Here is a 25,582-nt window from a genome sequence, read left to right on the forward strand (position 1 = left end):
CTGTCACTCCACAGTCTTGGTGCTGCATACCCATTGCGTGCCGCAATGGAGAAGGTACCGTGTCACACAATGAATCCGGCCACCGCCTCAACCTGATTGGATGATTCCGTGACCACTCAGCTCACATCCCAGCAAGTCGCTGCCGACAGGAGGGCTGAAGCGGCTCTTATCGGAGCCGTGGCGCTCGGCTGCCTGGCTTCGATTGTTCGGCTCCTGACTGAAGGTGCTCTGACATCTGTTGCGGTGAGCTTTCTGTGGATGCTCTTTCCGCCCGCACTGATCCTTGCCGCTGCCGTGATTGCTGCTCCCGCAGAACGGAATGCCGGTGTTGCCCAGCAGAAAGGCGCCTTGCTTATCCTGGCCGGCTTGGCTGCATTGTCTGTCCCGTTTACCGTAAGCCTGCCCTTCAGCCCCATCTATGGAATCGCACTGATTCTGTTGGCGGTGAGGACTCGCTACTCGACGACGGCCGTCATTGGCGGGGTGGCTCTCATCGGGTCCTTGGTCGTGAGCATACTGACCGTTCCGCAGGCCGTTTTGGCTCTCGCGGTGCTGGCAGTGGCATGCGTGGCCAACGCGGTTAGGGTGCGGTCGGCTGCCCGATCGTCCTGACTATTCATCGTTGAGCATGACGACGACACTGCGAATAGGTTTCTCGAATGCGTGCTCGGTGGCCGTTTCTCGCGGGCAATCACGCGTTTAAATACTGGGTAAACGGCTCAGGCAACCTGGTCGTCTTCGGCCGGCAGCGCCGCAGTCCGACGATGCGACACAGCGAACCAAAGCACCGCTCCCAGAACCGGAAACAGGACAACACCCACCATCCACGCACGCCGTGACGAAACGGGGACCCATGACGAGCTGGCCAAACTGAAAAGTGCAGCAGCGGCCAGAGTGACGTAGAGAATCAGGGACAGCACCATGAAAGGAGCCCACATGAGGTATTCGACAGGCATAAATAAACCATGCTCTTTCATCATGAACAGAATGACAACTGATAATTAACGCTATGGATGCGTTGTTTCCGGCGGTGCAAATCCAGAATAGGTTTGCGGCTCAATCGGCACCTCATCCCCTGTGATGACTTTCGGGAGGAACATTCTGTACGCGGAGGTGAAGTGAGCCCTCCAGGTCTTGCAGTCTCATGGCTCTGGCCCTGCAGGCGGCTGCCTTCTGTACCTCCAAGCCGCCTTCTTCAGACCTCAGCCGGCTACCTCTGCGGTGGAGTTGGCTCCGGACCCTGTGCCTGCTGCCACGGCAGCCGGCCGGTGACTTCCAACTGCAGCGTGTAGCTGAGGAAGGTCCTAATCAGAACGATGAGCGCCAAGACCCCCAGCGACTCGAACGTAGGGGTGACGGCCACAGTCCGGATGATGTCGGCTGCTACCAGCAGTTCCAAGCCGAGCAGGATGGACCGGCCCAACTGCTGCCGGTATGCCTCGTAAACCGGGCTGCCTGTGCGTTGCAGAAGCTTTCGCACCACTGACACGGTGGCAAGAATGGCCCCAACAATGATTACTGCGACCCCGGCAAGGTCCACTACTTCTCCAGCAGCTTCAATAATGCCCTTGAACTCCACCCAATGCTCCCCTCCAGGCTGCGGTCGCTGGTCAGTCGGGGCAAACAACCCGTACCTCCATAAGCAGGCCAGCCCCCGGTCCATGTCAAGGGAACCAACCTTGAACCGGTGTCGAACGCGCAGGGGATCGGAGCCGAAGTTAAGCTGCTGCGGCAGCAAGGCGGGGTGAGGCTTGGTGCGGATAGTAGAAAGACCAGTCGTCATAGGGATCCTGCCAGGCCGACTCATCTCGGGACACCCGGTGCACAAACTCCGCTGGGACCCACTTGTTGTGTGCCCGGCCACCGTCGTCCAGCCAGTGCAGGAGCACTGCGGTGCGTGTCCACGCGGCAGCCTTGGCGTCGAGGACGCCCGAAGGCAAGGCCGGCGACGACGGCGTCCGGCACCGGACGTACGGCTCTCGGCGGTACGGGGCATGTGTGACTCTGCCAGTCACTCCGCCAGGTAAGAGCGGAGTATGAAAATCAGCCCAGGAGAGAGTATCTTCCCGCTCTGCGCTTATTCCTGCGTCTGCGTCCATTCCTTGACCGGTTCCCAAGCTCATCCCTGGTGGCGAGGCAAAGGGACATGGGCCAGCGGAGGCCGGAGCACTGGGAGTCGCAGCGGAAGTCATGGGACCACCTTGCCGTGCAGCACTGACATTTTGAGGCCGTCATGCCTGGCGTACTTATGCCCGCAGAGCGGTTCGGGCCGAGAGGTGGAGCCGGTCCGCTAGGAGGCCAGATCCCGCCACTTGGCAGCGGCCTTGGTGGTCAGGGCGGCACTGTGGCTGGCAATTCGGCGCGGAACCATGCGGATGACAGGTGCCAGATCCGTGAAACCCGGGCGGGCGGAATCGCCTGCCGACCCGTTTATGCGCTCCGGCCGGTTGGAGATCATAAAAAATATGGAAACTCCGGCGACCACCAGGGAAATAAGGGTTAGTACGCCTAGTCCGTAAAGGGCAAGCAATGCATAAAAAGGAGTGTTGAAGAGGGCAGCAATAAAGTTGGCGCTCCCCAGCAACATCCACAACCAGAAGACGGCAACAAGCACCAGCATGGTGCGCCCCCGCCGAAAAAGCATGGCGGATTTTTTCCGCACCGATGGCACTGTCTGAGACTCCACGCCCATTTCTACTCCCCAGCTAGCAGACCCGGGTAAAAGGGTCCTCAGCCGATGGTAGTCCTTTAAAGAGATTGCATTGTTATCTAAAAGGATAAAATTACGGTTCCAATACGCGTCGGGGCGGAGGTCAGGCGCCTTGCCAGCGGCTGCTTTTCAGGCATTCTGCACGCTCCTGCGATCCCGGGCAGTAACCCTCCGGGCTCAACTCTCTGAGGTCAGCCTGCACAGCCCATACACAGCAGACGGACAGGTTTCGGCTAATCAAGGGCAGCAAGATGGATACCGGCCGAGCTGAACCACGCATACTGCTTGAGCCATCCAAACTGCCTGAACCAACCAACTGCCTGAACCAACCAACTGCCTGTGCGGCCCAAACTGCCTGCAGGACGCTCGGCCAACTGTTTATGCTGGGACCAGCCCCCCGAGCGGGCGGACCGATAGGAAGAAAAAACATGTCCGAGGCCACTGGCTCCTTTGTGGGCGATCTGCCCAAACTGTCCCACCCCGACGGCACCCCCATCCGTGCCCTCGTGGTTGACGATGAACCCAACCTCGCAGAATTGGTCCGCATGGGCCTGCGCATGGCCGGGTGGCAGGTGGCGGTGGCAGCGGATGGACGCAGCGCGGTTGATACTGCACGGGAATTCCGCCCGGACGTCCTGGTACTGGACATCATGATTCCCGGATTTGACGGAGTGGAGGTGTTGGCGAAAATCCGCAGCTTCGCCCCGGACGTGCCGGCACTGTTCCTTACCGCGAAGGACTCTGTGGAGGACCGCATCACCGGGCTGGCCGCAGGCGGAGATGACTATGTCACCAAGCCCTTCAGCATGGAGGAAGTACTGCTGCGGCTGCACCGGCTTGTGCAAAGGTCAGGGGTCGCTGCAGCCGAAACCGCGGAGCTGGTGGTTGGAGATCTGGTCCTGAACCTGGACACGCACGAAGTCACCCGAAGCGGAGAGCAAATCCAGCTCACAGCTACCGAATTCCACCTGCTGACGTTCCTGATGGAAAACGCACGCCGGGTGGTGAGCAAGACACAGATCCTGAACCGTGTCTGGGATTACGATTTCGGCGGGCAGGCCAACATCGTGGAACTGTACATCTCTTATCTGCGCAAGAAGATCGACGCCGGCCGCCCGCCCATGATCCACACCGTGCGCGGTGCCGGATATGTGCTCAAACCGGCAACATGAGCAACCCGGCAACTCCTGAAAACCCGGCAACCCCGGAAAATGCCGCAAGCACAGCCGGCAGGCCGTTCGGTATCCGGGCCCGTTTGCGTGGCTGGCGTCTCCGTACCAAACTGCTGCTGGCTACGCTGGGGCTGCTGACCCTGACCTGTGTCACGATCGGTGTCCTCAACCACGTCGTCATGAACGTGTTCCTGGTCCAGCAGCTGGATGGAACCCTGTTGGAGGCATCGGACCGCGCCCTGAACTTTCCGCTGCCCCCCGCAGGAGCACCGCCGTCGGACTCTCCCGGCAGCGGCGACCGGACAGACCCGCTGGACGCGCCGGGCCAGGGTGGCCCGGGCCTGCTGGACGTGCGCTTTTATGGAAACACCGCCTTCAGCAACGGCGTGACGCTGGACGACGGAACACGGCAGGCGCTGTCCGCAGGCGACGTCGGGATCCTCGCCTCGGTGCCGGCCGATCGGGTTCCGGTTTCCGCCGACCTGTCCTTTGGGGATTACCGCCTGGTGGGCCAGGTGCAGGAGCAAACCGGCGCCGTCGTGGTCTCCGGAATGCCGCTGGCCGCCACCAATAACACCCTGCTGTGGCTGGGAATCAGCACGGCCGTGGTGTCCTTCGTGGGTCTGCTTCTGACTGCAGCCCTGGGATATCTGATCATTCGGCGGAGCCTCCGCCCGCTGGAGGAAGTGGCTGCGGTGGCCACCAATGTATCCCGGATGCCGCTGGATGTCGGAGACGTGGCGCTGGCAGAGCGTGTGCCGGAGAGCCTCGTCCACTCCGGTACCGAGGTGGGCAGCGTGGGGCTCGCGTTCAACAAAATGCTGGACAACGTTGCCCACGCCCTGCAGGTGCGCCAGCGCAGCGAAACCAAGATCCGGCAGTTTGTTGCCGATGCTAGCCACGAACTGAGAACCCCGCTGACCTCCATCCGCGGATACACGGAAATGGTTCGGCTCACCGAACAGCTCAGCCCCGAAGGAATCCAGTCCCTGGGGCGGGTGGAAGCCGAATCCCGGCGGATGACCGGGCTGGTGGAAGACCTGCTGCTCCTGGCCCGGCTGGATGAAGGCCGGGAGGAAGCACGCAGCGAAGTGGATCTCACGCGTCTTGTGATCGAAACCGTGAGCGATGCCCGTATAGCTGCACAGGACCATCACTGGCGGATTCAGCTACCGGACGAGCCCGTCACTGTGTGGGGCGATCCCGGACAGCTGCGCCAAGTGCTCATCAACCTGGTGACGAACGCACATGTGCATACGGAACCTGGCGCAACGGTGGATGTTTCCCTCGCCCGGGAGCGCCGAACGGAAGGCGGCATCGATGCGGTACTGAAGGTAGCCGACGACGGCGCGGGCATCCCGGCAGACTTCCAGGAACGTATCTTTTCCCGTTTCGCCCGCCGTGACGCCGCACGTTCGAACCGGACCGGCTCCTCAGGTCTGGGACTGGCGATTGCGGACGCCATTGTTTCGGCCCACCACGGAACCATCTCCGTGGAAAGCATCCCGGGGAACACCGTCTTCACCGTCCGGCTGCCTGTGCAGCCGGACGGCTCGGTACGGCAAGGAGGAGACGGAACGGAACCTCACGAAGCGGAACCTCACGGAACGGAACCTCATGGAGCGGAACCTCACGAAGCGCCGCCGGAAAACTAGGCGGCTTCCGGCGCCGGCGGCGGCTCGGCCAGCCGCGGGCTGTTGGGATTCAGCAGTGAATGCCGGCGGCCGTAAAACCAGTAAATGACAATGCCGATAATGAGCCAGATGACGAAGCGCAGCCACGTCTCCCAGTGCAGCTGCAGCATCAGGAAGCCCGAGGACAGGACGCCAAACGCAGGAATCCAGGGCATCAGCGGCAGGCGGAATTCCCGGGGAGCGTCAGGCTGCCGGCGGCGCAGCACGATCACGGCCACGGAAACCACCACAAAGGCAGCAAGAATGCCGATGTTCGTCAGGTCCGCCACGGCACGGATGGGAAATACTCCGGCGAGCAGCGCCGACGCACCGCCGGCAATCCAGGTCACGCGCTGCGGAGTGCCGTGCCGGTCGGTGCCGGAAAACCAGCCCGGGAGCAGGCCGTCGCGGCTCATGGAGAACCACACGCGCGTGACGCCCAGCAGGAACGTGAGCATGACAGTGAGGATGGACAGCACTGCGAACGCGGAAATGATGGTGGCAATGATCGGCAGTCCCACGGATTGGAAGGCCGAGGCAAAGCCTGCGGTGGGACTGATGTCGCGGTAGTTCTGCATGCCGGTCAGGACCAGCGTGGCCAGGATGTAGAGCACCATGGCCACGGCCAGTGAAAGCAGGATGGCCTTGGGCATGTGCTTCTTGCCGTCAGTTGCTTCCTCTGCTGCGGTGCTCATGGCGTCGTAACCGAATACGGCGAAGAACACCGTAGCCGCACCGGTAAAGACGGCGCCGAAACCGTTGGGAAGGAACGGCGTGTAATTGGAGGTGTTCACGAAGAAGAATCCCAGGCCCACAATGAAAAGAATCAGCACCACTTTCAGGCCCACCGCCACCAATTCGAACCGGCCGAACGTCTTGGTTCCGCGGCTGAGGATCCAGGTGATAAAGAGGCACACCACCAGTGCAGGGAGGTTGATGACCCCGCCCTCAACGGTGTCTCCGGTGCCTTGCATCCACGCAGGGACGTCAATGCCGATGCCGGACATGAATTCCGTAAAGTAGCCGGAAATGCCGATGGCGACAACGGCAACAATGGCCGTGTATTCCAGCAGCAGGTCCCAGCCGATAAACCAGCCGATAATTTCCCCCAGCGCCACATAGCCGTAGGTGTACGCCGACCCGGCGCGCGGCACCATCCCGGCAAACTCGGCGTAGGACAGTGCGGCAGCGGCACTCGCGAGCCCGGCTATCAGGAATGAAATGAGGACACCGGGCCCGACACCGGGAGCATCGGGCCCGCCGTTGGCCACCAATCCCGCGAGCGTAAAGATACCAATGCCAATGATGCCGCCGACGCCGATGGCAGTGAGTTGCCACAGGCCCAGGCTCTTGAAGAGCTTGCTGCCGGTTTTTTCGTCTTCCACCTCATCGATCGGCTTGCGCCGGAAGAGGGAAGCGGAGGATGAACTTTCTGCTGTGGTCATGGAAGGGCTCCGATCATCGTTGCCGGTACCGCCGGGGCCGGAAAAGACGAACCTTCCGGCAATCAGAGCAGTATCGTCCTGCCGGGTTCCCTTGAAAAGGCCTGCCGCGTAAAAACCTGCCGGCGGAGTGAGGCGCTTGTCGAAGCCTGAGTGTCTGCCGGGCGCGCTAGTCGACGCCGCGCTGCGGTGTTTCGGACGGCCCGCCGTCGGGAACTCCGGCATTCTGGTCCCGGGCCTTCGGGGCGGAGTCCACGAATTTCAATCCCACCACGCAACCGATGATCCCGGCAAGGAAAAGGATTTTCAGTATCCCCGGGGCCTCGTTGCCGAAGATCATGGCGTAGGCAACGGTCAGGACCGCGCCCAACCCGGTCCACACGGCATAAGCGGTGGACACGGGGATGAATTTCATGGCGTAGGACAGGCCCACCATGGAGGCGATGCCTGCTGCCAGGAAAACAAGGGTGGGCAGCAAGACGGTGAAACCGGCCGAAGCGTCCAGGGCTGTTGCCCACACAGCTTCCAATACTGCACTCAGGAGCAGCACGATCCACGGCACGTTAGCCCACCAACTTCAGGCCGATAACGCATCCCACAACACCCAGCAGCAGCAGGACCTTCATCGCCGTGGCTTTCTCGCCGCCGAAGGCCATTGCGTAGGCCGCCGTGAGAACTGCACCGATTCCCACCCACACGGCATACGCCGTGCCCACCGGAAGGCTCTGCATGGCCCAGGCAAGACCTGCCATGCTGAGGATGACACCGGCAGCAAATATTACGGTGGGCAGCGGGCGGCGGAAGTTTTGCGACTTTCCCAGCGCTGTGGCCCACACCGCCTCAAGCATGCCGGAGAGAACAAGAATGACCCATGCCATGACAGATTCCTTTGGCCAGTCTTGTCGCTGTCCGGGTACTGAACCGTCGTCCGGAGACCGGGATCCGGTCTTGGCATCCCACGGTAGCAAATCGGGAGCCGAAGGGCACCTGCGGCTCCCGATCGGGGACGGGCGCCGCTTCCGCAGCGCGTCAGGTCCGATTCCTCAAAGCCCGGTTCCGCAGTGTGTCTGGTTCAGTTGTTTACGGTCTGTGCTGAGGAGAAGTCTGCGCTGAGGGGAGCTCGGTGCTGCGGCGCAGGACGACGGTTCCCTCGATGCTGCTCACAGCCTCCGGAACTTCCTGTGCCAGCACCCTGGCCACCGCCTGACGGCCCAGCTCAGCCAGCGGCAGCTGCACGGTGGTCAACGCGGGGGTGAAGTCGCGCAGCGTTTCGATGTCGTCAAAACCGGCCACGGCTATGTCCTCGGGTATGCGCAGCCCAAGTTCCCTGAATCCGGCTATTGCTCCGATTGCCATGACGTCGCTGGCTGCAAAGACGCAGAGGGCGGGCGTACCGTCCGGTCCGCTCGGGGACTCCACGCGCTCGGACGCCTTCAGCCGGGTGCCCAGCTCGACGGCGGCGCCGTATCCGCCGCCGCGGGTGAAATCGGTCCGGTGGACCTCCGCCGGTCTGAGCCCTGCCTGCCGGAGCCCCTCCTGGAATCCGTTCAGCCGGGCATCGGACGTGACCAGGCCGTCGGGCCCTGCCAGGACCCTAAAGTGCCGGTGTCCGGCGGCGGCCAGGTCTGCGGCGAGCCGGGAGCTCAGTGCCCGGTTGGAAACGGGAACGGTGCGGAAGCCGTCGTCGGGGCGGGAACCGATCACCGGATGGCCAATGACGCACACGCGGCCCCCGTTGGCTTTGTATCGGCGCAGCTCAGCGAGAATGAGGCTGTTTTCCTCGCCCGCCGCCGGGCTGTCGGTGCGTGAACCGGCAATCACGATGGCGTCGGCGCGGCGGGCGGCAAAGGTGGCGATGGCGTGGCGTTCTGTCTCCAGACTGCGTCCTGTGCTGGCCAGCAGGACCACTTTCTCCTGGTCCTGCACTGCTTCCTGCACACCGCGGGCAATCGTGGAGAAGTAGGGATCGCTGATGTCATGCAGGATGAGCCCGAGAATCCCGCTGCTCTTCTTCGCCAGACCCTGTGCCTGCGCGTTGGCGATATAACCCAGTTCAGCAGCTGAAGCCTGAACGCGTTCGGAAATGGCACCGCCCGGACGTCGGCTGGACCCGTTGAGCACACGGGAGGCGGTGGCAAGGGAAACCCCTGCGTGCCGGGCGACTTCGTACAAGGTGCAAGCAGGCATTTTCCTCCACTGTAGTGAGAACGCAATTATGGCACCGCGGGAAAGTGCTTGCCAGAAATGCGCCGCTGCGGCAGGATGGGCATTCCGGAATGCGCTTTCCGGACCGGTTTTGCCGCACGAGCTCATCAGCAACGCCGGGCTCCGGGTTTCCTCCCTGTGCCGGGGCGGGTTTCTGACCTGGCCGCGCCCTACCCCGCCGCCGTCGTCGGCGTGGCAGTGGACACCTTCCATGTTTGGTGGGACCCGCAGCTGCGCGATGCGATTGCACGTGCCGGCCGCGAAGACCGGATTGCGTCCTACCAGGTCTGCGATTTCAATTTGCCCATCGCCTCCGACGCCCTGCTTTCGAGGGGGATGATGGGCGACGGCGTGATCGACTTCGCCAGGATCACCGGCTGGGTGGCCGGGGCAGGCTACCGCGGTGACATAGAGGTGGAAATCTTCAACCGGGAGATCTGGGATGCACCCAGTGACCAGCTCCTGGAAACGGTCAAGGAACGCTACGCATCACTGGTGCTGCCCTTTGCCTAGCTGCGCCGGGCCTCAGGATTTACCGGTCCTCAGGATTTAGCGCGAACGCAGGGCGGCGGCCGCGTCGCTCACCGTGGTTCGGATCCGGTACAGGCTGCTGGACGCCGTCATATAGAGGGTGCGGCCGTCCTCTCCGCCGAAGCAGACGTTGCTGACGGTTTCCGGAACCGGAACCTGCAGAATCCTCTCGCCGGACGGAGAAAAGACCTGTACTCCTTCCTCCGAGGAGGACCAGATGTTGCCGTGAACATCAACGCGGAAACCGTCGGGGACCCCCGGCCCCACTTCGGTGAAGGTTCGTCCGTTGCGCGCAAACCTGCCCTGCACGACGTCGTAGGCGTGGATGGCGTGGCCGTGCAGCCGCGGTCCGCCGTCCATGGCGGGCGTGCCCAACGAGGTGTCGGAGACGTACAGGATGGATTCATCGGGGGAGAAGGCCAGCCCGTTGGGGACTTCGACGTCAACTACGGCGGGTGTCAGCTCTCCGCTGGCGGGATCGAAACGGAAAACCCACCGGTCCCCGTATTCCTCGCGGCCGGGATGCCCTTCCGTATCCTTCTGGATTCCGTAGGAGGGGTCAGAGAACCAGATGGTGCCGTCTGACTTCACCACCACATCGTTCGGCGAGTTCAGCCGATGCCCGTTGTAGGAGTCGACCAGCGTGTGGACGGAGGGAACGGCGTCGGGCCCGGTTCCCGTGTCCCGCTCAATGGCCCGCCGGCCATGGGAACACTGGATCACCGCACCGTCGAGATCCAGCGCGCGGCCGTTGGTGAACTCCACGTCGGAGGCATAGACCTCCAGGGCGCCGGTGGCTTCCCGGTATTCCAGGATCCGGTTGCCCGGAATATCGCTGAACCGTACGGCGGCGCGGGCGGGAATCCAGACCGGTCCCTCCGCCCACTGGGCGCCGGTGGCAACTTTTTCCAGTGCAGCCTCGGCAGCGAGCAGGTTTTCGGGTGTCGTTGACATGCGCGGTCCTTCGGGGTCGGGGAGGAGGGGCTTGCCTCACAGCATAGACGCAGCGGCGGTCCTTCCTGCGGGGATAGGCTGGTGGAAAGATCCAGCCAATAGGAGAAAACACTGTGAGTGCAGTTCTGACGTCCCTCGTTTCCAGCGCCGGCCTGATCGGCGGCTACAAGACCGCACGGGACACCGGCAACCGTCAGCTGGGCGGCGCCGTCCTGGCCGCGGCAGGAGCGGCAGCCTTCACGATGTGGAAGCGCGACGCCGGCACCGGCACGGCCGCAGCCCTCACGGCAGGCTACGTGGCCGCTTTCGGCCTGTCCCACCCGCTGGCGAAGAAGCTCGGTGCCTGGCCTTCGGTCTACACCGTCACTGCTGCCACTGCTGCTGCTTCGCTGATCTTCGGACGCCGCCGCGGCCTGTAACGGGCTCTTTAGGATTCCCCGGTCAGCCGCACCAGACGATCGGCTCGGCCGGCGGAATCCCGGATCAGGCGGGCATTTGCCTCGTCACTGCCCAGTGCCCACGCCCGGGCCTGTTCCGGTGTCTTGCCGAATTCGGCATGGCGCAGGATAAGGCGGTCCCGGCGCACGTCGTCGTCCGTTTCGAGATACCAGACCTCGTGGAGGGCTGCCCGGGCGCGGGGCCAGTGGCCCTGCTGCAGCAGCAGGTAATTGCCTTCCGTGATGACAAGCGGCACGGAGGCCCGGACGGGGATGGCGGAACCGACGGGTTCCTCCAGCTCGCGCCGGAACTCCGGCGCGTAGATCTCCGGTTCTTCCGCCGACTGCCCGCGCAGGCGCTGCAGCAGCGCTGCATAACCGCCGTCGTCGAACGTGTCAGGGGCCCCTTTGCGCTCCTGCCTGCCCAGGCTTTGCAGCACGCTGTTGGCCAGGTGGAACCCGTCCATGGGCACCAGAACCGCCGTGTCCGGGCCAAGGGCCTCGACCAGTTGCCGTGCCAGAGTCGACTTTCCCGCTCCGGGTGCTCCCGCGATGCCCAGAATCCGGCGGCTTCCGGCAGCGGCCATGCTGCGGGCCCGGGCAATGAGTTCCGGCATGCCCGCAGATATTCGTCCGGTGGGGAAAGTGTCCATGGAGAACATTCTTCCCCATCAACTTTTCGGTGGAACCAGCTCCCGCCCGTAAGGAGCGGTGCTGTCAACCGGGAGGAAACTCTGCGGTCGTTCTCCTAGAGTGGTGGAAAACGTGGTGGAAGAACACAACACACCACACCCGCACTGACAGGAGGCAGACGTGGCAAATTCCCGTGGACAGATGCTCTTGAAGGCCGCCGGACAGGGGGCCGTCGCCGGTTTGGCCGGAGTCGCCGCGATGACGGCAGGCGAGAAACTGGAACAGGCAGTGACCGGCCGTTCCAATTCCTACGTTCCGGCCCGGACGCTGCTGAGCCTGCTCGGCAGGCGCCCCGCGCCGGATGCGCAGCCGCCGGTCTGGAACCACGCCATGCACTGGGGGACGGGTGCTGTGCTCGGCGCACTGCGGGGCGTATGGTCCGTCACCGGTATCCGCGGTCCGGTGGCCAACACCGGGTTCACCGCGGTGCGCTTGGCAACGGACCAGACCCTGGAAAACGCCACGGGTATCGGGGCTCCGCCGGTAACCTGGCCAGCGGAGGAACAAGTGGTGGACATCCTGCACAAGGCCGTCTATGCGTGGGTCACCGGACTGGTGTCGGACGCCTGGATAGGGCCTGATCTGGAATCCAGGCAGGGAACCACCAGTCACTGACCGGCTGGCCCGCGGACAGTTTCCCGTTCAGGAATCATTCGCGGGCCGGCGGCGTTATTATGTGTGGACTGCCCGACGCGTGAGGCGGCGGATGCGGGAATTGGCAACTGAACATGGGGATGATCGGTTTCGACGATGTCTGTTGAGTCAGGGGAAGCGGGCCGAGAACGCAGAGTTATCTCGTTAACGCTCTCTGCAAAAAAATAAGTGCCAAACCTATGCGCACTGACTTCGCTCTCGCTGCCTAAGCAGCCGGAGTAGTCCGTCAGCCCGGAGTCGCTCTCGCTCCGGATCCTGGCGTCGTTTAGAGGGCCACTGCTGAACACCTTCGCCGTCTGGGTGTTCGGGACTTTTGGACGGCTGGGCCCGGATCAGCCACTCGCTTGCAAGATGGCTGGGGCCAAGAAAATCCGACGCATGCTGCGCCCGGAGAAGTCCTGGCAATACAACATCGGACGGGGGTTCGATTCCCCCCATCTCCACCACTGCGAAGTCCTGCCTCTCTGCGGAGGGGCAGGACTTCGCTGTTTTCTCAGCTGTTGGGAAGAATTACCGTCCCCTGGTGAAAGCGGAGCTGTGCCTGCGGAGCCGAGATGTCCCACACCGACGAGTGTCGAGAGACTGGGCCGGCAGGGGTGCGGAGCCGGTAGGTGGCAAGGGAACGGCCGATTTCGATGAACTCCGGATGCAGCAATTCGCCCATTCGTGCGGGCTTGGTCCGGGTTGAAGAACCGAGAAGCTCGAGTTCGGCGGCTTGAATCTGTTTATTCAGGTTCATGCGCCTCAGCCTGGCCTATACGCTGCCGAAACGCTTTCCTCAGTTTTCCACCCGGCCGGCTCCGGACGCGGGAAGCACGGTAAACACCGCGGGAGCGGCGTAGCCCGCGGCAGCAAATGCGTCGGAAACGGCGGCGGTGACGGCGTCGGCGTCGTCACTGGTGACCAGCGCAATGGCTGAACCGCCGAAGCCGCCCCCGGTCATCCGGGAGCCCAGCGCGCCGGCGCTTCGAGCCGACTCCACCGCCAGATCAAGCTCCGGGCAGGAAATCTCGAAGTCGTCGCGCATGGACGCATGGCTTTCGTTGAGCAGGTTACCGAGTTTGCCCGGACCGTCGGTCCGCAGGACGTCGACGGCGGCCAGCACCCGCGCGTTCTCCGTGACCACATGGCGGACGCGCCGGAATGTTTCCTCATCCAGAACCTCCTCGGCCGCAGCCAGGTCGTCCAGGGTCAGATCGCGCAGGGCAGCCACGCCCATGGCCTTGGCTCCCTTTTCGCAGGAGGCCCGCCGGGAGGCGTAGCCGCCGCTGGAATGTTCATGGCTGACCTTAGTGTCGATCACCAGCAGTGTCAGTCCGTTTCCCGCCAGGTCCAGCGGCACCAGCTGCGCTTCCCTGCTCCGGCAGTCCAGGAAAACGGCGTGGCCTTCCTCGCCGAGCAGCGACGCCGACTGGTCCATGATGCCGGTGGGCGCGCCCACCATAAGGTTTTCGGCGCGCTGACCCAATGCAGCAAGCTCGGGACCGGTCAGCCCGGCGTCCGAGAGGTCGTTGGCCATTACCGCAACAGCGCATTCCAGGGCAGCGGAGGAAGAAAGGCCCGCTCCCAGGGGAACATCGGAATCGAGATAAAGGTCCACGCCGGGGACACCGGTGCCGCGGTCTTCAAAAGCCCACAGCACGCCCAGCGGATAGGCTGCCCAGCCCTTCACGCTGCCCGCGCTGAGGGTATTCAGGTCTGCGCTTGCCGAACTGCCCTCGCCAAAGGCCGAATAAACCTGGGCAGTCCGGTCCCGGCGCGGCGCCGCAGCCACAACCGTTGACCGGTCAATGGCGAAGGGCAGGACAAAACCGTCGTTGTAGTCCGTGTGCTCCCCGATCAGGTTCACGCGTCCGGGAGCGGACCAGATGCCTGCCGGCTCCCGGCCGAAGCGGGCGGCGAATGCGGCGGAGAGTTCGGGAGCCGAGAGGGTCATGAGAGCACCTTTCCGGAAGTCGAGGGAACTGCGGCGCGCAGGTTTGCTGCCACCTGTTCGGGGATGGTGTCGTTAATGAAGGCGCCCATGGCGGCTTCCGATCCGGCCAGGAACTTGAGCTTGTCCTCGGCCCGGCGGGGCGAGGTGAGCTGCAGGTGCAGGCGGCTGGCCGGACGGAACCGGGCGTCCAGCGGCGCCTGCTGCCAGGCGGCGATATACGGGGTGGGAGTGGAATAGAGGCCGTCCACGCGGGCCAGCAGGTCCAGGTAAACAGCGGTCAGATCATCGCGTTCTTCGTCCCGCAGCTCGGCGAGGTCCGCCACCTGCCGGTGTGGAACAAGATGGACTTCCAGCGGCCAGCGCGCGGCAAAGGGAACATAGGCGCTGAAGTGTTCGCCTTCAAGGATCATGCGTTCCCCCGAGCTGCGCTCGGCATCCAGAGCCGCACCCATCAGGGTCTGCCGGCCGTCGGACGCCTCATAATAGGCAGCCGCCTGCTGCGCCATGACAGCGGAACGCGGCGGAATGAACGGGTACGCGTAAATCTGGCCGTGCGGATGCAGCAGAGTGACGCCGATGTCTGCCCCGCGGTTCTCGAAACAGAAAACCTGCCGGATGCCTTCCATCGCGGATAATGCCTCCGTGCGCTGCGCCCACGCGTCCACCACGGTCCGCGCGCGGTCGGGGGACAGGGATCCGAAGGACCCTTCGTGGGCGGAATCGAAGGCCACCACTTCACAGCGGCCGTACGCCGGCGCCGTCGTGCCCCAGGAGGGGTCCGCTGGCAGGTTTCCCAGATCCGGACCGAAGGAGGGGAAACGGTTTTCGAACACCACCACTTCGTAGTCTGCGGCCGGGATTTCGGAGGCGCGCGACGGCGTGGACGGGCACAGCGGGCACTGGTCTGCAGGCGGCAAATGGGTGCGCGACTGCCGGTGCGCCGCAACGGCAATCCACTCCCCGGTGAGGGCGTCGTAGCGGGCGGTGCCGTTTCCCGGCCGGGCTGGAAGGCCGCGGCTGTCCAGCGGCGCGGAGACGCGGCGCTGCGCGGCCTCCGCGGAAGAGTCAAAGTAGATGAGCTCCCGGCCGTCGGAGAGCCGAGTGCTGGTGTGGACTGTCATGGATTCCTTAGTCTGCCGATCCCCGGAAGATCACAGACTATCCCAGCCTCCGCACCAGGCCCGTAACATGCGGCGCTGCACCGCGGTGCAGCGCCGCACGCCGGTTACAAAATGGGCGAGCCGCCGGTAACAGCCACGCGTGCGCCGGAAATGTAGCTGCCGTCATCGGATGCCAGCAGTACATAGACCGGGGCAAGCTCGGCCGGCTGCCCGGGCCGCCCCAACGGCACATCGGAGCCGAAAGACTCCACCTTTTCCGGCGGCATAGTAGCCGGAATCAGAGGCGTCCAGATCGGGCCGGGTGCCACGCTGTTGACGCGGATTCCCTTTTCTCCCAGCAGCTGGGCCAGGCTGGCGGAGAAGTTGGCGATGGCCGCCTTGGTGGCAGCGTAGGGCGCCAGCGTGGGGCTGGGCATGTCCGAGTTCACGGACGAGCTGCCGATGATCGCGGACCCGGGTGCCATGTGCGGCAGGGCGGCCTTGACCAGGTAGAACATCGCGTTGATGTTGACCTTGAAGGTGTACTCCCACTCTTCGTCGGAAATCTCATCCAGCGATTCGTGGTCCATCTGGTACGCGGCATTGTTGACCAGGACATCAATCTTGCCGAATTCGCGCACGGCCGTGTCGATGACTTTCCGGCACTGCTCGGCGGTGTCCAGGTCTCCGGGAACAAGGACGGCACGGCGGCCGGCTTCCTCGACCCAGCGGGCGGTTTCCTTGGCGTCGTCGTCCTCATTCAGGTAGGAGATGACGACGTCGGCGCCTTCGCGGGCAAAGGCGATGGCAACGGCCCGTCCAATGCCGCTGTCTCCGCCGGTGATGACCGCGGTTTTGCCCTTGAGCTTGTCCATGCCGCGGTACGACTTTTCGCCACAGTCCGGCTCGGGCGTCATCTGGCTCTGGGTGCCGGGCGTTTCCTGTTGCTGTGCAGGCTGCGTCATTACTGTCCTCCCTAGTAAAGTGCTAAGCAGGCTTATAATCTAATCGTACCGACGTTGCTTGTGAAGCCCCGGCATTATGCAGGGGAGAACGTATTCAGCAGAGGAGAACATGATGCCCGCAGCAGATGACCGTCCCGCCGTACCCACGGAGAATGAAGCTGATGTGCTGGACCAGCAGGCTCCGGCGGTTCCCGGGGCCGAGGAAGACACGGGTAGCCAGGACCCGGTGCAGGCACACGGAGATCCGCTGCGCGCAGAGGGATCCGAAGCCGATCGGCTGGAACAGGAAGTTGACGGCGGGACCCCTGCGGATGAGGAGGAATACCCCCGCGGCAGCGCCGATTGATCACCGGAAAGACCCAACAGTTGCCTGCAGATCAATCAATTGCCGAAAATCCCAACAAATCGCGTAAGGAGAACCATGGCTGATTCACCCGCTCATGATGACCTTGTCCTGCCCGACTATGACCACATTCCGCTCGGAACGCTGCCGAGCCGCCTCAGCCCGCTGGATGAAGCCGGAGTCTCCGGGCTCCTGGCGTACGAGCAGGCGCACGGCAACCGACTGCCGGTGGTGCAGGTCCTGGAGAATCGTCTCGAAGCCCTCCGCAGCGGCACCGAACCCAGCGGCTCCCTTCCCGACGAGCTGCCCGAAGTGACCCGCAGCCAGCAGGGATCCAAAGTATCGCCGGCAACCACGGGGCCAAAGATCAATCCGCCGTCGCAGGGCGATCCCACCAACCCGGCACAACCCCGGCAATAGCCCAAGCTAGGCGGCAGCCCGGTCCGCCGCAGCCGCTGAGGTACGGGGGCGCACGCCGATGCTTTGCCGGGTGTGCGCCTCCAGATCGGCAATCGCGCGGTCCGGCAGATCGATGATGCCCCGCAGCGAACCACGCAGGCTGCGGTAGGCGGCGTCCACTTCGGACCGCGGCGCAGCATCATCAAGAATAATGTTCAGGGCCTGCCGGGCAGCGGCGAGCTTACTGCGCTCAGCCCCCGTCAGGTCCGACTGGCCGCGGCGCCGGGCATACCGTTCAGCCGTCAGGAAGGCGACCTCAAACCGGTTTACAGCGGTGAACAGCTTGGAACGTTCGGCCGGCCCGCGGTCCAAATCCAGCGCGTCGGCCTCAGCGGCCCGGATTCCCTGCATGGCAACAATGACGTCCCTGATCACCGGATCCGTGTAATCGGTCATCACCGGGTAATCGATCATCAGGGCAACGTCCGTCTCATAGCGGGACCACCGCACGAGCAGCTCATCCCGGCGCAGGTACAGCCGGCGCCAGGACTCGGCCTGGGCAGCGGCGTCGGTCCGCCGGTTTTGTGCGGCCCGGGCACGGCGCCGGGAGGAGCGCACTCCCATTCCCAGGAGCAGCGCCGCGCCGATGCACAGCGACGGAGTGAAAAAGGCGGCGATGAAGGACCAGACCGAGGGATCGCCGTCGTCTCCGTATACGGCAGCCTGGACAAGCTGGAGGGCGCCGTAACCCATGACGGCGACCAGGCCTGCGGCCAGGGCTGCAAGGATCAGTGCTGCTACTGCGACTCTTTTTGCCACTCTCTTCAGCATGGCGCCAGCTTACCGAAACCCGGGCATGCAGGCACAGGGGTTGCGACACGCCTCACGCCGGCCGGCTGCCGGTCCTAGTGCTTCACATAGTCCAGCACCCGATCGGCCAGCCCGGCCCCCACGACATCCGGCGCCCGTTTGTTCCCGCGCACCTCAAACATGTGGTTTGCACCTTCGATCCGCTCCACCCGGGCATTGGACCCAATCCGTTCCGCCACCGGCTCAAGCTCTCCGGGAAGCGCAAACGGATCGCGGGTGCCCTGCAGAAACAGCATTGGCACCGTCAGTCCGTACAGATGCTCGTCCCGTATTTTCTCCGGCTTCCCCGGCGGATGCAGGGGGTAACCCAGAAAGATAAGTCCCGCCGTCGTCATTCCCTCCGCAACCGCCATGGAGGCCATGCGTCCGCCAAAAGACTTGCCGCAGCTCCAGAGCGGCAGCCCCGTTGTTCGAGACGCCGCCGCTTCCATAGCCGAACGCCAGGCAGCAACGGCCGCCGGCGGGCGGTCGGGAAATTTCCTGCCGGCTTCCCGGTACGGAAAATTGAAGCGCAGCGTCGCTGCCCCGCCGGCGTTCAGGGCATCGCTGAAACCGGCCAGGAACGGGTGGTCCATTCCTGCTCCCGCCCCGTGCGCGACGACGACGGCGGCCGTTGCGTCGCCGGGTGCGGCAAAGACGGCGGAGACTTTGCCGTCTCCGGCAGTGAGGGCGAATTCCTCGCGCAAGACAGGCATGTGGTCCAATTTACCGGCGGCAGGAGATACCGGTCTCCTTACGGGCCGGGTCCCCATCCCGGCCGGGCCCGCGCCGGCCTGGCCCGCGCCGTCGCCCGGGCATACGGCGGGCGGGGGCCGGGGAATTCCGGATCGTTGTTTGCTTAGCGTTCGGGTCCGTCGGCACGGGAGTCGCCGCCGCCGTCGGACGCGTCCGGCAGTGAGCCGAAGCTGCGCTTGATCCCGGTACCCTTGCCCAGGTCCTCGGGGTTGGGGGCGGCGGTGAGGATCAGGACGAGGAAAATCAGCAGCGAAACAATGAAGGTGGCGCAGGCTGCTGCGACGCCCAGTTCCCACCGGAACTCGCGTTCGGTTCCTCCGGTGGAAAAGACAGCCACTGCCACACCGGCCACCACCGCCATGACAGCGGAGATAATCACCGGCACATTGCCGTAATTCGCAGGAGGCCCCTGCGTTCCAGAAGATGTTCCTTCGGCCATGGCCATTCCTCCTGCGGAAGGTGAATCGCACGGCCATCGTATGCCTCATCCGATCAACCCGATAGAGTCCCCTGGAAAGAGCGGTTTGAGAGCAGGACGAGGACAACGGCAGCGGAAGGAGACCCGCGGTGCGCAAGGTAACGGCAGCATTGTTCAGCTCGATTGACGGCGTAGTGGAGAACCCGGGGGAGTGGCAATTCGACCACTTTGACGAGGACATGGGACCGCTGATGGAAGCAGTTCTGGCCACGCAGGACACTGTGCTGCTCGGCCGGGTCACCTACCAGCAGTGGGCAGATTACTGGCCGGGCAATACGGAGGACGGATTCGGTGAATTCATCAACCCGGTCGAGAAGATTGTGGCGTCCCGGACCCTCTCCGATGAGGACCTCAGCTGGAACAATTCACGGCTCATGGACGGAGAATTGGAGGACTCTGTCCGCCGGCTCAAAGAGCGCGACGGCGGAGACATCGCCGTGAACGGCAGTATTTCCCTGGTCCGGCAGCTTCTTTTTGCCGGGTTGCTGGATTCCCTCACCCTGATGGTGCATCCGGTGGTGGCCGGGAACGGGCAGCGCCTGTTTCAGCCGGGCGACCCGCGGACCCGGCTGAAGCTGCTGGACTCGCAGATCACGGCCTCGGGCAACGCCATCCTGACCTACGCGCCGCGGGCTTAACCTCTGGCCGGCGGAATTTGCGGAATGTAAAAGAGCGGAAGCGCGCGGTTGACCAGCGGACCCACGAGCAGGGCGAAGGCCACCGTCCCGAGCCCCACGGTGCCGCCGAGCGCCCAGCCGAGGGCAAGGACTGTCACTTCAATGCCCGTGCGCACCGCCCAGACGGGCCAGCCAAACCGGCCGTGCATGCCTGTCATCAGCCCGTCACGCGGACCCGGGCCCATCCGGGCGCCAATGTAGAGGCCGGTGGCGGCAGCCAGCAGCACCAGGCCACCGGTGAAAACCAGCACCTGTCCCCAAAGCTGCCCCGGTTCCGGCACCAGGGCCAGGCAGACTTCGGCGCTGGGGCCCACCAGCAGGACATTGAGGACAGTGCCGATCCCCGGTTTTTGCCGGAGCGGAATCCACAGCAGCAGCACCAGTGCTCCGATCAGGATGCTGGCCACGCCGAATGATATCCCCGTCTGCCCGGCAGCGCCCTGCCCCAGGACATCCCAAGGAGACACGCCCAGATGTGCCTGGATCATCAGGCCGATGGCGAAGCCGTAGCAAAAGAGCCCGAACAGCAGCTGGACGGCGCGGCGAAGGTTGATCCAAGTCATGGCCTAAGACAAGCCGCTTCGCCGCTGTACTTCAAGCTGGATTGTGCCTCGCCGCAAGGTGTCAGCGGCTCATCCCGCGCTCAGTCGGAGGGGCCGAGCGGGCGGACCGGCTGCCGGAGCACTGTCCTGAGCTTCTCCGGAGCAGTCCGCCGGGGATCGCTCAAGTAGATCTCGTGGTGGTCACCATTGAACGTGAGCCCGTGCGCAGGCATCCACTGGCGGTGCAGGCGCTGCAGAACCGGGCCCTCGGCGTCGTAGGAGCCAAAGTACAAAATCTGCACCGAGGTGCCTTCGGCCAGAGTGCGCAGGCAGACCTTATCCAGGCCCGGCGGGTTCTTCTTTTTGCGGACGGCGTCGACGGCGGCGAGGACCAGGTCCTGGGTAATCCAGGGCGGCTGGGCAACCAGCATGGTCCAGTCCCAGGAATTCTTGTCGCCGCGGGTGAATGCTTCCATGTCAGCGGCACGCCACTGGCCCTCCAGCGGAGCCACCGTGAAGTCCCGTTCCAGATTCTGTTTCGATGCAAACTTCACCGCATACGCCGTGGGATACAGGCATCCCAGGGCGCCCGCATACTCGGCCGACGTGTTCGGGTCCCCGTGGCCGTCGTAGGCGAGATACTGCAGGGCCGGAACTTCCACCAGCGAAAAGTCGCCTCGTTTTGGCGCATACAGCTCGGGGTAGGCCTTCTTGAAGTCAAACTTTTCCATCCCGTGTCAGCCTTTCCGCCTGTAATCAGAGTAGGTCCGGCAGCCGCCCCGGGCTACCGCCGGCGCAGAAACGGCTAGCATCCATGCAGGGAACCAACCATTTCCCTGCAGCTGTCATCAAGTCCCCGACGAACGGAACCCGACCATGTTTCACGGCACAGCCGCCACCGTGGTGTTGCTTCGCGACGCCCCCGAGGGACTGCAGGTTCTGCTGCTGGAGCGGCCCCGCAACCGGGGGTCCTTCGCCGGGGCGTGGGTCTTTCCCGGGGGAGTGGTGGACCCGGGTGACTACGGCCAGTCGGCGGACGACGACGTCGAGCTCGCCGCCGCGCGGCAGGCCGGGGTGCGCGAGACGGCGGAGGAAACCGGGTTGCAGCTGAAAGTGGCCGAACTCCGGCGGTTGTCCTGCTGGGTTCCGCCGCCTGAAGCACCCCGCCGCTACCGGACCTGGTTCTTCCTGGCTCCGGCGCCGGACGGCGACATCCTGCTCAGTCCCGACGAACACGTCGACTCCGTCTGGCTGGCCCCGGATGAAGCTTTGGAACGGCACCAGGCAGGAACGATGAGTCTCTTTCCGCCCACCTGGGTGACTCTGCACGGACTGCTGGGAGCAGGCACCGTTGAACAGGCGCTCGCTCGCGCCTCCGCTGCCGCACCGGAAACCTACGCCACGAGGCAGCTGCCCGGGCACGTGCCGCCGGCCATGGTGTGGCACGGCGACGCCGAGTATCCGGACAGCGCGGATCCGGCAGCAACGTTCGACGAGGGGACAACCCCCCGGGATCCCTCCAGCCGACACCGGCTCATCATGGATGAAAACCGATGGAGCTACGAGCGGACCTGCTAGCGTCCGGAGCCCACCGCCGAAAACACGTGCAGTTAGACTGACCGGATGAACAGCCCCTACCTGATCAGCCGCGAGCGCCTTGTTGCCGCTTCGCCGGAATCCGTATTCGACCTGCTGGCCCGGCCTGCCATGCACAGCGTCATTGACGGGTCCGGAACGGTCCGGGATGCCCAGCCCAACGGTCCTGCCCGGCTGGCGCCCGGCGCGAAGTTTGGAATGGACATGAAGATGGGGGTCCCCTACAAGATCCTCAACACGGTTACGGAATTCGATGAGGGGCGCCGGATCGCGTGGCGCCATGCCGGCGGACATGTCTGGCGCTACCTTCTTCAGGCACAGGACGGCGGCACCCTGGTGACTGAGCAGTGGGATGCCAGGCACCTCCGGCACCGCGTCATGTATCGGGTGACGGGCGTGACGCGCCGGCACCCGGCCAGCCTGGAGCAGACCCTGGAGAAGCTGGCAGACCACTTCTCAACGAAGTAGCCTGTCCCTCCTCACGTCACCGCCGCGGAAGAGGCGCTGCGCCGAGCTAGAATGGACGCCGGAAAACACGGCAGCAACAACACATCGGGAGCGGCGTGGATATCTTTGATCCGGAGGCCGTCTTCCGGTTTGTGGACCTGGCCGGAGTACTGGCCAACGGCGTACTTGGCGGGGCGGTGGCACGGCAGCTGCGCATGGACCCGGTGGGCTTTGTGGTGCTGGCTCTCACCTCGGCCCTGGGTGGCGGTGTGCTGCGCGATACCCTCCTGCAGGCAGGAACGCCGGTGGCCCTGGCTGACCCGGCCTATTTGCTCACCGCCATCGCCGGAGCCTTCATTGCCTATCTGATCGAGTTGAAGGGCAAGTGGGCCAACCGGTTCCTGATTGTGATCGATGCCTTCGCCCTGGGCTGCTGGGCCGCCACGGGAACGGCCAAGGCCCTCGCCGTGGACCTGGAGTGGCTGCCGGCCATCCTCATCGGCGTGGCCACCGCGGTGGGCGGCGGCATGATCCGCGACATTGTGGTGGGTCGGGTGCCTGCCATCTTCGGCGGCAACACGCTCTACGCCACCGGCGCCCTGGTGGCGGCCGTGGAAATGGTGATTCTGTACAACCTTGGACTGCAGAACGTGGGCATGGGGGTGGCCATTGTCTCCGCTGCAGTGCTCTGCACGGTGGCCCGCCGCCGCGGCTGGCGCCTGCCCGGACCCGGTGAGCTGAGCGTGCGGCTGCCGCGCCGGACGCGCAGGGGAGCCGGCGATGACGGCGGCCACGGCTCCGGCAGCAGCCGCAGAAGGGAACAGGGCTGGCCCCGCCCCCGCTTCGGACGCCTTCCCCTGGCGCGCGCCCGACGGCGGAAGCCGCCGGAGCCCAACGGCGATGCCGCTCGAACAGGACATTGAGCCGGGAGCGAACCGCTGTGACCTCTGTGGCGGGCGTGAGTAACGTGAGTCCAATGACCGCTTACAAGACTGTGAACCCCGCAACCGGGGTGACACTTCAGGAATTCGCCGAAGCTACCGACGCCGAGATCACCGAAGCAATCAGCACCGCCCACACGGCCTTCGCCTCATGGCGGGCCCAGCCGGTTGAAGCCCGGAGCAAGATTCTGGCCCGCGTGGCCGAGCTGTACCGCGAACGAAGCGATGAGCTGGCAGCCCTGATCAGCACCGAAATGGGCAAACCCCTGCGTGAGGCGAAGGGCGAAGTTGCCCTGTCCGCAAACATTTACGAGTATTACGCCACCGAGGGCCCCGGCTTCATGGCTGACGAGGAACTCAAGGTGAAGGGCGGCGGCGGTGCCACCGTCCGCACCGAGCCGATCGGCGCGATCCTGGGCATCATGCCGTGGAACTTCCCGTACTACCAGGTGGCCCGCTTTGCCGGCCCCAACCTGATGCTGGGCAACACCGTCCTGCTCAAGCACGCGAACAACTGCCCGCAGTCCGCCCTGGCGATGGAGCAGATTTTCTCTGACGCAGGGCTGCCGGACGGCGCGTACATCAACCTGTTCGCCACCAATGACCAAGCAGCGGACATCATCGCCGACTCCCGGATCCAGGGTGTGTCCCTCACCGGCAGTGAGCGGGCCGGATCCGCCGTTGCCGAGGTTGCGGGCCGGAACCTGAAGAAGTACGTGCTGGAACTGGGCGGCAGTGACCCGTTCATCGTGCTCGACGCCCAGGATCTGGACGCGACGGTAAAGTCTGCCGTCGCCGGCCGGATGGGCAACGCGGGCCAGGCCTGCAACGCGGCCAAGCGCTTCATTGTCATGGATGGGATCTACGAGGACTTCGTGGAGAAATTCACGGCCGCAATGGAAAAGATCCAGCCCGGCGACCCCATGGACGAGGCGACGCGCTTCGGTCCGCTCTCCTCGCAGACTGCCGCCGACGGCCTGGTCGAGCAGATCCGGGATGCTGTGGACAAGGGGGCAACGCTCAACACCGGCGGCGCCCTGATCGACGGCCCGGGGGCTTACCTTCAGCCCACCGTCCTCACTGGGGTCACCGAGGAAATGCGTGCCTTCTCCGAGGAACTCTTCGGTCCGGTTGCCGTCATCTACAAGGTCTCCAGCACGGATGAAGCCGTGGACCTGGCGAACAGCTCGCCGTACGGACTTGGCGGAGCAGTCTTCAGCGCTGACAAAGACAAGGCGCTGGACGTCGCTGACCGCCTGGAATCGGGCATGGTCTGGATCAACGGAGTCTCCGGCACCCAGGAGGACCTGCCCTTCGGCGGGGTCAAGCGCTCCGGCGTGGGCCGTGAACTTGGCCGCTTCGGCATGGATGAATTCGTGAACAAGAAGCTCATCCGCACCCCGCGCTCCGGCAAGTAACTCCGCCCGTACTTCAGCAGTATTGACGACGACGGCGGCGCACCTCCCAGCGGAGGTGCGCCGCCGTCGTCGTTGGCTGGCTGGTTGGGGGAGGCGCGGGAAAGGGCGCTGGAAGGCGCCGCTTACACGTTCTGCTTCAGTGCGGTCCGCGCCGCGCGTTCCTCGGCCGTGGTGAAAACGACGTACCGGTAGGCGAAGTAGCGGAAAACGTTGCCGGCAGCCACGCCCACCACGTTGCCGGAAATGTTGTCCGCAAACTGGCTGGTGAAGCCGAGCAGGTAGTGGGACACGTAAAGGCAGCCGGTGGCCAGGAGCAGGCCGATCAGGTTGGTCAGGGCAAAAAGCAGGGTTTCACTGCGCACGCTCCGGCCCCTGGAGGCGCGGAATGTCAGGTAGCGGCTGCCGAGCCAGGAAACGGTTGTCGCGCAGGCTACCGAGATGACTTTGGCCGTGATCGGGTGTGTGTCGAGGACGGTGGAAGCCAGCACGTTGAAGATCGTGATGTCCACGACGAATGCCACCGCGCCGACGAGGGAGAAGGATCCCAGCCGCCTAATTACCTTGCGGACGGAAGAGGTGCCATTGTTGGCCATTGAGGTGTTCCCCTGCTGAATCTGCCCGGTAGGGTGCCGGGTTCAGAAGTGATATTTTCACAACCCGGGTC

32 protein-coding genes, 1 other RNA gene, 1 pseudogene and 1 riboswitch are annotated in these 25,582 nt (G+C 64.3%); of the genes and pseudogenes, 14 read left to right on the forward strand and 20 right to left on the reverse strand.

Annotated features, from left to right (window positions below; translation table 11 throughout):
* Positions 1-108: 108 nt before the first annotated feature.
* Entirely contained in the window at positions 109-612 is a 504-nt protein-coding gene (locus ACIQXM_RS09170; protein ID WP_400930645.1) for a hypothetical protein, read from the forward strand.
* Between the two features lie 107 nt (positions 613-719).
* Here the strand turns inward: ACIQXM_RS09170 and ACIQXM_RS09175 are convergent, their stop codons facing one another.
* The 4 genes from ACIQXM_RS09175 to ACIQXM_RS09190 form a co-directional block, all read right to left on the reverse strand.
* On the reverse strand, positions 720-956 hold the full coding sequence (locus tag ACIQXM_RS09175) for a PLDc N-terminal domain-containing protein (RefSeq protein ID WP_400930647.1): 237 nt from the start codon (positions 954-956) through the stop codon (positions 720-722).
* A 254-nt stretch (positions 957-1,210) separates the two neighbouring features.
* Positions 1,211-1,579 carry a DUF1622 domain-containing protein gene (locus ACIQXM_RS09180; RefSeq protein ID WP_400930649.1) on the reverse strand — a complete coding sequence of 123 codons (369 nt, stop codon included), beginning with the start codon at positions 1,577-1,579 and terminating at the stop codon, positions 1,211-1,213.
* Positions 1,580-1,718: 139 nt separating this feature from the next.
* Positions 1,719-1,940, reverse strand: coding sequence for a hypothetical protein (locus ACIQXM_RS09185; RefSeq protein ID WP_400930651.1), 222 nt, complete (start codon positions 1,938-1,940; stop codon positions 1,719-1,721).
* A gap of 350 nt (positions 1,941-2,290) precedes the next feature.
* Positions 2,291-2,686: a hypothetical protein gene (locus ACIQXM_RS09190; protein WP_400930653.1), complete on the reverse strand. Its 396-nt coding sequence runs from the start codon at positions 2,684-2,686 to the stop codon at positions 2,291-2,293.
* Between the two features lie 452 nt (positions 2,687-3,138).
* Between ACIQXM_RS09190 and ACIQXM_RS09195 the strand changes: the two genes are divergently transcribed.
* Both ACIQXM_RS09195 and ACIQXM_RS09200 read left to right on the forward strand, forming a co-directional pair.
* Positions 3,139-3,882, forward strand: a complete 744-nt coding sequence (locus ACIQXM_RS09195) for a response regulator transcription factor (protein WP_400930655.1) — start codon at positions 3,139-3,141, stop codon at positions 3,880-3,882.
* A complete protein-coding gene (locus ACIQXM_RS09200; protein WP_400930657.1) occupies positions 3,879-5,537 on the forward strand; it encodes a sensor histidine kinase in 1,659 nt (552 codons plus the stop codon). Before ACIQXM_RS09195 ends, ACIQXM_RS09200 begins: the two co-directional genes overlap by 4 nt.
* Here the strand turns inward: ACIQXM_RS09200 and ACIQXM_RS09205 are convergent.
* The 4 genes from ACIQXM_RS09205 to ACIQXM_RS09220 all read right to left on the reverse strand — a co-directional run bounded on the left by ACIQXM_RS09205 (position 5,534) and on the right by ACIQXM_RS09220 (position 9,184).
* On the reverse strand, positions 5,534-7,000 hold the full coding sequence (locus tag ACIQXM_RS09205; protein WP_400930659.1) for an amino acid permease: 1,467 nt from the start codon (positions 6,998-7,000) through the stop codon (positions 5,534-5,536). The genes ACIQXM_RS09200 and ACIQXM_RS09205 overlap by 4 nt on opposite strands.
* A gap of 166 nt (positions 7,001-7,166) precedes the next feature.
* Positions 7,167-7,559, reverse strand: coding sequence for a DMT family transporter (locus ACIQXM_RS09210; RefSeq protein ID WP_400930661.1), 393 nt, complete (start codon positions 7,557-7,559; stop codon positions 7,167-7,169).
* A gap of 1 nt (position 7,560) precedes the next feature.
* Positions 7,561-7,875 (reverse strand): DMT family transporter, encoded by a 315-nt coding sequence (locus ACIQXM_RS09215; protein ID WP_400930663.1) that lies wholly within the window; start codon positions 7,873-7,875, stop codon positions 7,561-7,563.
* Positions 7,876-7,885: 10 nt separating this feature from the next.
* Positions 7,886-7,950: riboswitch (guanidine-III (ykkC-III) riboswitch) on the reverse strand.
* A 127-nt stretch (positions 7,951-8,077) separates the two neighbouring features.
* The gene (locus tag ACIQXM_RS09220) at positions 8,078-9,184 is read right to left on the reverse strand and encodes a LacI family DNA-binding transcriptional regulator (protein WP_400930665.1); all 1,107 of its coding nucleotides are present in this window, start codon (positions 9,182-9,184) and stop codon (positions 8,078-8,080) included.
* A gap of 162 nt (positions 9,185-9,346) precedes the next feature.
* On the opposite strand from ACIQXM_RS09220, the pseudogene ACIQXM_RS09225 reads away from it, so the two are divergent.
* Positions 9,347-9,715, forward strand: a pseudogene (locus ACIQXM_RS09225) (sugar phosphate isomerase/epimerase family protein); the annotation flags it as partial.
* 36 nt (positions 9,716-9,751) lie between these two features.
* Here ACIQXM_RS09225 and ACIQXM_RS09230 read toward each other — a convergent pair.
* Positions 9,752-10,687 (reverse strand): SMP-30/gluconolactonase/LRE family protein, encoded by a 936-nt coding sequence (locus ACIQXM_RS09230; RefSeq protein ID WP_400930667.1) that lies wholly within the window; start codon positions 10,685-10,687, stop codon positions 9,752-9,754.
* A 113-nt stretch (positions 10,688-10,800) separates the two neighbouring features.
* Between ACIQXM_RS09230 and ACIQXM_RS09235 the strand changes: the two genes are divergently transcribed.
* Positions 10,801-11,106 (forward strand): hypothetical protein, encoded by a 306-nt coding sequence (locus ACIQXM_RS09235; RefSeq protein WP_400930669.1) that lies wholly within the window; start codon positions 10,801-10,803, stop codon positions 11,104-11,106.
* Between the two features lie 8 nt (positions 11,107-11,114).
* On the opposite strand, the gene ACIQXM_RS09240 is transcribed toward ACIQXM_RS09235, so the two are convergent.
* Positions 11,115-11,777, reverse strand: a complete 663-nt coding sequence (locus ACIQXM_RS09240; protein WP_400930671.1) for a nucleoside/nucleotide kinase family protein — start codon at positions 11,775-11,777, stop codon at positions 11,115-11,117.
* Between the two features lie 160 nt (positions 11,778-11,937).
* On the opposite strand from ACIQXM_RS09240, the gene ACIQXM_RS09245 reads away from it, so the two are divergent.
* Both ACIQXM_RS09245 and ssrA read left to right on the forward strand, forming a co-directional pair.
* Positions 11,938-12,432, forward strand: coding sequence for a hypothetical protein (locus tag ACIQXM_RS09245; RefSeq protein ID WP_400930673.1), 495 nt, complete (start codon positions 11,938-11,940; stop codon positions 12,430-12,432).
* Positions 12,433-12,547: 115 nt separating this feature from the next.
* Positions 12,548-12,917, forward strand: a transfer-messenger RNA (tmRNA) gene (gene ssrA, locus ACIQXM_RS09250).
* A gap of 47 nt (positions 12,918-12,964) precedes the next feature.
* Here the strand turns inward: ssrA and ACIQXM_RS09255 are convergent.
* From ACIQXM_RS09255 to ACIQXM_RS09270, 4 genes are all read right to left on the reverse strand, one after another.
* The gene (locus tag ACIQXM_RS09255) at positions 12,965-13,210 is read right to left on the reverse strand and encodes a hypothetical protein (RefSeq protein WP_400930675.1); all 246 of its coding nucleotides are present in this window, start codon (positions 13,208-13,210) and stop codon (positions 12,965-12,967) included.
* Between the two features lie 39 nt (positions 13,211-13,249).
* Positions 13,250-14,407, reverse strand: a complete 1,158-nt coding sequence (gene galK / locus ACIQXM_RS09260) for a galactokinase (RefSeq protein WP_400930677.1) — start codon at positions 14,405-14,407, stop codon at positions 13,250-13,252.
* Positions 14,404-15,528 carry a galactose-1-phosphate uridylyltransferase gene (gene galT, locus ACIQXM_RS09265; RefSeq protein WP_400930679.1) on the reverse strand — a complete coding sequence of 375 codons (1,125 nt, stop codon included), beginning with the start codon at positions 15,526-15,528 and terminating at the stop codon, positions 14,404-14,406. The genes galK and galT overlap by 4 nt, the downstream gene beginning before the upstream one ends.
* A 104-nt stretch (positions 15,529-15,632) precedes the next feature.
* The gene (locus tag ACIQXM_RS09270) at positions 15,633-16,472 is read right to left on the reverse strand and encodes an SDR family oxidoreductase (protein WP_400930681.1); all 840 of its coding nucleotides are present in this window, start codon (positions 16,470-16,472) and stop codon (positions 15,633-15,635) included.
* Between the two features lie 109 nt (positions 16,473-16,581).
* Between ACIQXM_RS09270 and ACIQXM_RS09275 the strand changes: the two genes are divergently transcribed.
* The gene (locus ACIQXM_RS09275; RefSeq protein WP_400930683.1) at positions 16,582-16,818 is read left to right on the forward strand and encodes a hypothetical protein; all 237 of its coding nucleotides are present in this window, start codon (positions 16,582-16,584) and stop codon (positions 16,816-16,818) included.
* A gap of 75 nt (positions 16,819-16,893) precedes the next feature.
* On the forward strand, positions 16,894-17,235 hold the full coding sequence (locus ACIQXM_RS09280; RefSeq protein WP_400930685.1) for a hypothetical protein: 342 nt from the start codon (positions 16,894-16,896) through the stop codon (positions 17,233-17,235).
* A 6-nt stretch (positions 17,236-17,241) separates the two neighbouring features.
* Here the strand turns inward: ACIQXM_RS09280 and ACIQXM_RS09285 are convergent, their stop codons facing one another.
* The 3 genes from ACIQXM_RS09285 to ACIQXM_RS09295 all read right to left on the reverse strand — a co-directional run bounded on the left by ACIQXM_RS09285 (position 17,242) and on the right by ACIQXM_RS09295 (position 19,258).
* Positions 17,242-18,033, reverse strand: coding sequence for a hypothetical protein (locus ACIQXM_RS09285; RefSeq protein ID WP_400930687.1), 792 nt, complete (start codon positions 18,031-18,033; stop codon positions 17,242-17,244).
* Between the two features lie 86 nt (positions 18,034-18,119).
* On the reverse strand, positions 18,120-18,779 hold the full coding sequence (locus ACIQXM_RS09290; protein WP_400930689.1) for an alpha/beta family hydrolase: 660 nt from the start codon (positions 18,777-18,779) through the stop codon (positions 18,120-18,122).
* Positions 18,780-18,922: 143 nt separating this feature from the next.
* Positions 18,923-19,258, reverse strand: a complete 336-nt coding sequence (locus ACIQXM_RS09295; RefSeq protein WP_400930691.1) for a hypothetical protein — start codon at positions 19,256-19,258, stop codon at positions 18,923-18,925.
* A gap of 128 nt (positions 19,259-19,386) precedes the next feature.
* Between ACIQXM_RS09295 and ACIQXM_RS09300 the strand changes: the two genes are divergently transcribed.
* A complete protein-coding gene (locus ACIQXM_RS09300; protein WP_400930693.1) occupies positions 19,387-19,935 on the forward strand; it encodes a dihydrofolate reductase family protein in 549 nt (182 codons plus the stop codon).
* Here the strand turns inward: ACIQXM_RS09300 and ACIQXM_RS09305 are convergent.
* Together ACIQXM_RS09305 and ACIQXM_RS09310 are read right to left on the reverse strand one after the other, a co-directional pair.
* Positions 19,932-20,537, reverse strand: a complete 606-nt coding sequence (locus ACIQXM_RS09305) for a YitT family protein (RefSeq protein WP_400930695.1) — start codon at positions 20,535-20,537, stop codon at positions 19,932-19,934. The two genes, ACIQXM_RS09300 and ACIQXM_RS09305, sit on opposite strands and share 4 nt — an antisense overlap.
* An 80-nt stretch (positions 20,538-20,617) precedes the next feature.
* Positions 20,618-21,247 (reverse strand): GyrI-like domain-containing protein, encoded by a 630-nt coding sequence (locus ACIQXM_RS09310; protein ID WP_400930697.1) that lies wholly within the window; start codon positions 21,245-21,247, stop codon positions 20,618-20,620.
* Positions 21,248-21,392: 145 nt separating this feature from the next.
* Here ACIQXM_RS09310 and ACIQXM_RS09315 point away from each other — a divergent pair, with 145 nt between their 5' ends.
* From ACIQXM_RS09315 to ACIQXM_RS09330, 4 genes are all read left to right on the forward strand, one after another.
* Positions 21,393-22,094, forward strand: coding sequence for an NUDIX hydrolase (locus tag ACIQXM_RS09315; RefSeq protein ID WP_400930699.1), 702 nt, complete (start codon positions 21,393-21,395; stop codon positions 22,092-22,094).
* Positions 22,095-22,139: 45 nt separating this feature from the next.
* Positions 22,140-22,580, forward strand: coding sequence for an SRPBCC family protein (locus tag ACIQXM_RS09320; protein WP_400930701.1), 441 nt, complete (start codon positions 22,140-22,142; stop codon positions 22,578-22,580).
* Between the two features lie 95 nt (positions 22,581-22,675).
* Complete coding sequence (locus ACIQXM_RS09325; RefSeq protein ID WP_400930703.1) at positions 22,676-23,482, forward strand: trimeric intracellular cation channel family protein; 807 nt, start codon at positions 22,676-22,678, stop codon at positions 23,480-23,482.
* 53 nt (positions 23,483-23,535) lie between these two features.
* Positions 23,536-24,918 carry an NAD-dependent succinate-semialdehyde dehydrogenase gene (locus ACIQXM_RS09330; RefSeq protein WP_400930705.1) on the forward strand — a complete coding sequence of 461 codons (1,383 nt, stop codon included), beginning with the start codon at positions 23,536-23,538 and terminating at the stop codon, positions 24,916-24,918.
* A gap of 122 nt (positions 24,919-25,040) precedes the next feature.
* On the opposite strand, the gene ACIQXM_RS09335 is transcribed toward ACIQXM_RS09330, so the two are convergent.
* Positions 25,041-25,511 carry a GtrA family protein gene (locus ACIQXM_RS09335; RefSeq protein ID WP_400930707.1) on the reverse strand — a complete coding sequence of 157 codons (471 nt, stop codon included), beginning with the start codon at positions 25,509-25,511 and terminating at the stop codon, positions 25,041-25,043.
* Positions 25,512-25,582: the final 71 nt, after the last annotated feature.

Source organism: Arthrobacter sp. NPDC097144, from assembly GCF_044762205.1.
Lineage (GTDB): Bacteria > Actinomycetota > Actinomycetes > Actinomycetales > Micrococcaceae > Arthrobacter_B.

Bases quoted from the DNA above. Each gene is read 5' to 3' on its own strand.
- ACIQXM_RS09330 (WP_400930705.1), top strand. From the start codon at position 23,536: ATGACCGCTTACAAGACTGTGAACCCCGCAACCGGGGTGACACTTCAG.
- ACIQXM_RS09205 (WP_400930659.1), bottom strand. From the start codon at position 7,000: ATGACCACAGCAGAAAGTTCATCCTCCGCTTCCCTCTTCCGGCGCAAG.
- ACIQXM_RS09195 (WP_400930655.1), top strand. From the start codon at position 3,139: ATGTCCGAGGCCACTGGCTCCTTTGTGGGCGATCTGCCCAAACTGTCC.
- ACIQXM_RS09255 (WP_400930675.1), bottom strand. From the start codon at position 13,210: ATGAACCTGAATAAACAGATTCAAGCCGCCGAACTCGAGCTTCTCGGT.
- ACIQXM_RS09335 (WP_400930707.1), bottom strand. From the start codon at position 25,511: ATGGCCAACAATGGCACCTCTTCCGTCCGCAAGGTAATTAGGCGGCTG.
- ACIQXM_RS09305 (WP_400930695.1), bottom strand. From the start codon at position 20,537: ATGACTTGGATCAACCTTCGCCGCGCCGTCCAGCTGCTGTTCGGGCTC.
- ACIQXM_RS09275 (WP_400930683.1), top strand. From the start codon at position 16,582: ATGATGCCCGCAGCAGATGACCGTCCCGCCGTACCCACGGAGAATGAA.
- ACIQXM_RS09215 (WP_400930663.1), bottom strand. From the start codon at position 7,875: ATGGCATGGGTCATTCTTGTTCTCTCCGGCATGCTTGAGGCGGTGTGG.
- ACIQXM_RS09280 (WP_400930685.1), top strand. From the start codon at position 16,894: ATGGCTGATTCACCCGCTCATGATGACCTTGTCCTGCCCGACTATGAC.
- galT (WP_400930679.1), bottom strand. From the start codon at position 15,528: ATGACAGTCCACACCAGCACTCGGCTCTCCGACGGCCGGGAGCTCATC.
- ACIQXM_RS09270 (WP_400930681.1), bottom strand. From the start codon at position 16,472: ATGACGCAGCCTGCACAGCAACAGGAAACGCCCGGCACCCAGAGCCAG.
- ACIQXM_RS09315 (WP_400930699.1), top strand. From the start codon at position 21,393: ATGTTTCACGGCACAGCCGCCACCGTGGTGTTGCTTCGCGACGCCCCC.
- ACIQXM_RS09295 (WP_400930691.1), bottom strand. From the start codon at position 19,258: ATGGCCGAAGGAACATCTTCTGGAACGCAGGGGCCTCCTGCGAATTAC.
- ACIQXM_RS09230 (WP_400930667.1), bottom strand. From the start codon at position 10,687: ATGTCAACGACACCCGAAAACCTGCTCGCTGCCGAGGCTGCACTGGAA.
- ACIQXM_RS09310 (WP_400930697.1), bottom strand. From the start codon at position 21,247: ATGGAAAAGTTTGACTTCAAGAAGGCCTACCCCGAGCTGTATGCGCCA.
- ACIQXM_RS09290 (WP_400930689.1), bottom strand. From the start codon at position 18,779: ATGCCTGTCTTGCGCGAGGAATTCGCCCTCACTGCCGGAGACGGCAAA.
- ACIQXM_RS09200 (WP_400930657.1), top strand. From the start codon at position 3,879: ATGAGCAACCCGGCAACTCCTGAAAACCCGGCAACCCCGGAAAATGCC.
- ACIQXM_RS09240 (WP_400930671.1), bottom strand. From the start codon at position 11,777: ATGGACACTTTCCCCACCGGACGAATATCTGCGGGCATGCCGGAACTC.
- ACIQXM_RS09220 (WP_400930665.1), bottom strand. From the start codon at position 9,184: ATGCCTGCTTGCACCTTGTACGAAGTCGCCCGGCACGCAGGGGTTTCC.
- galK (WP_400930677.1), bottom strand. From the start codon at position 14,407: ATGACCCTCTCGGCTCCCGAACTCTCCGCCGCATTCGCCGCCCGCTTC.
- ACIQXM_RS09320 (WP_400930701.1), top strand. From the start codon at position 22,140: ATGAACAGCCCCTACCTGATCAGCCGCGAGCGCCTTGTTGCCGCTTCG.
- ACIQXM_RS09175 (WP_400930647.1), bottom strand. From the start codon at position 956: ATGCCTGTCGAATACCTCATGTGGGCTCCTTTCATGGTGCTGTCCCTG.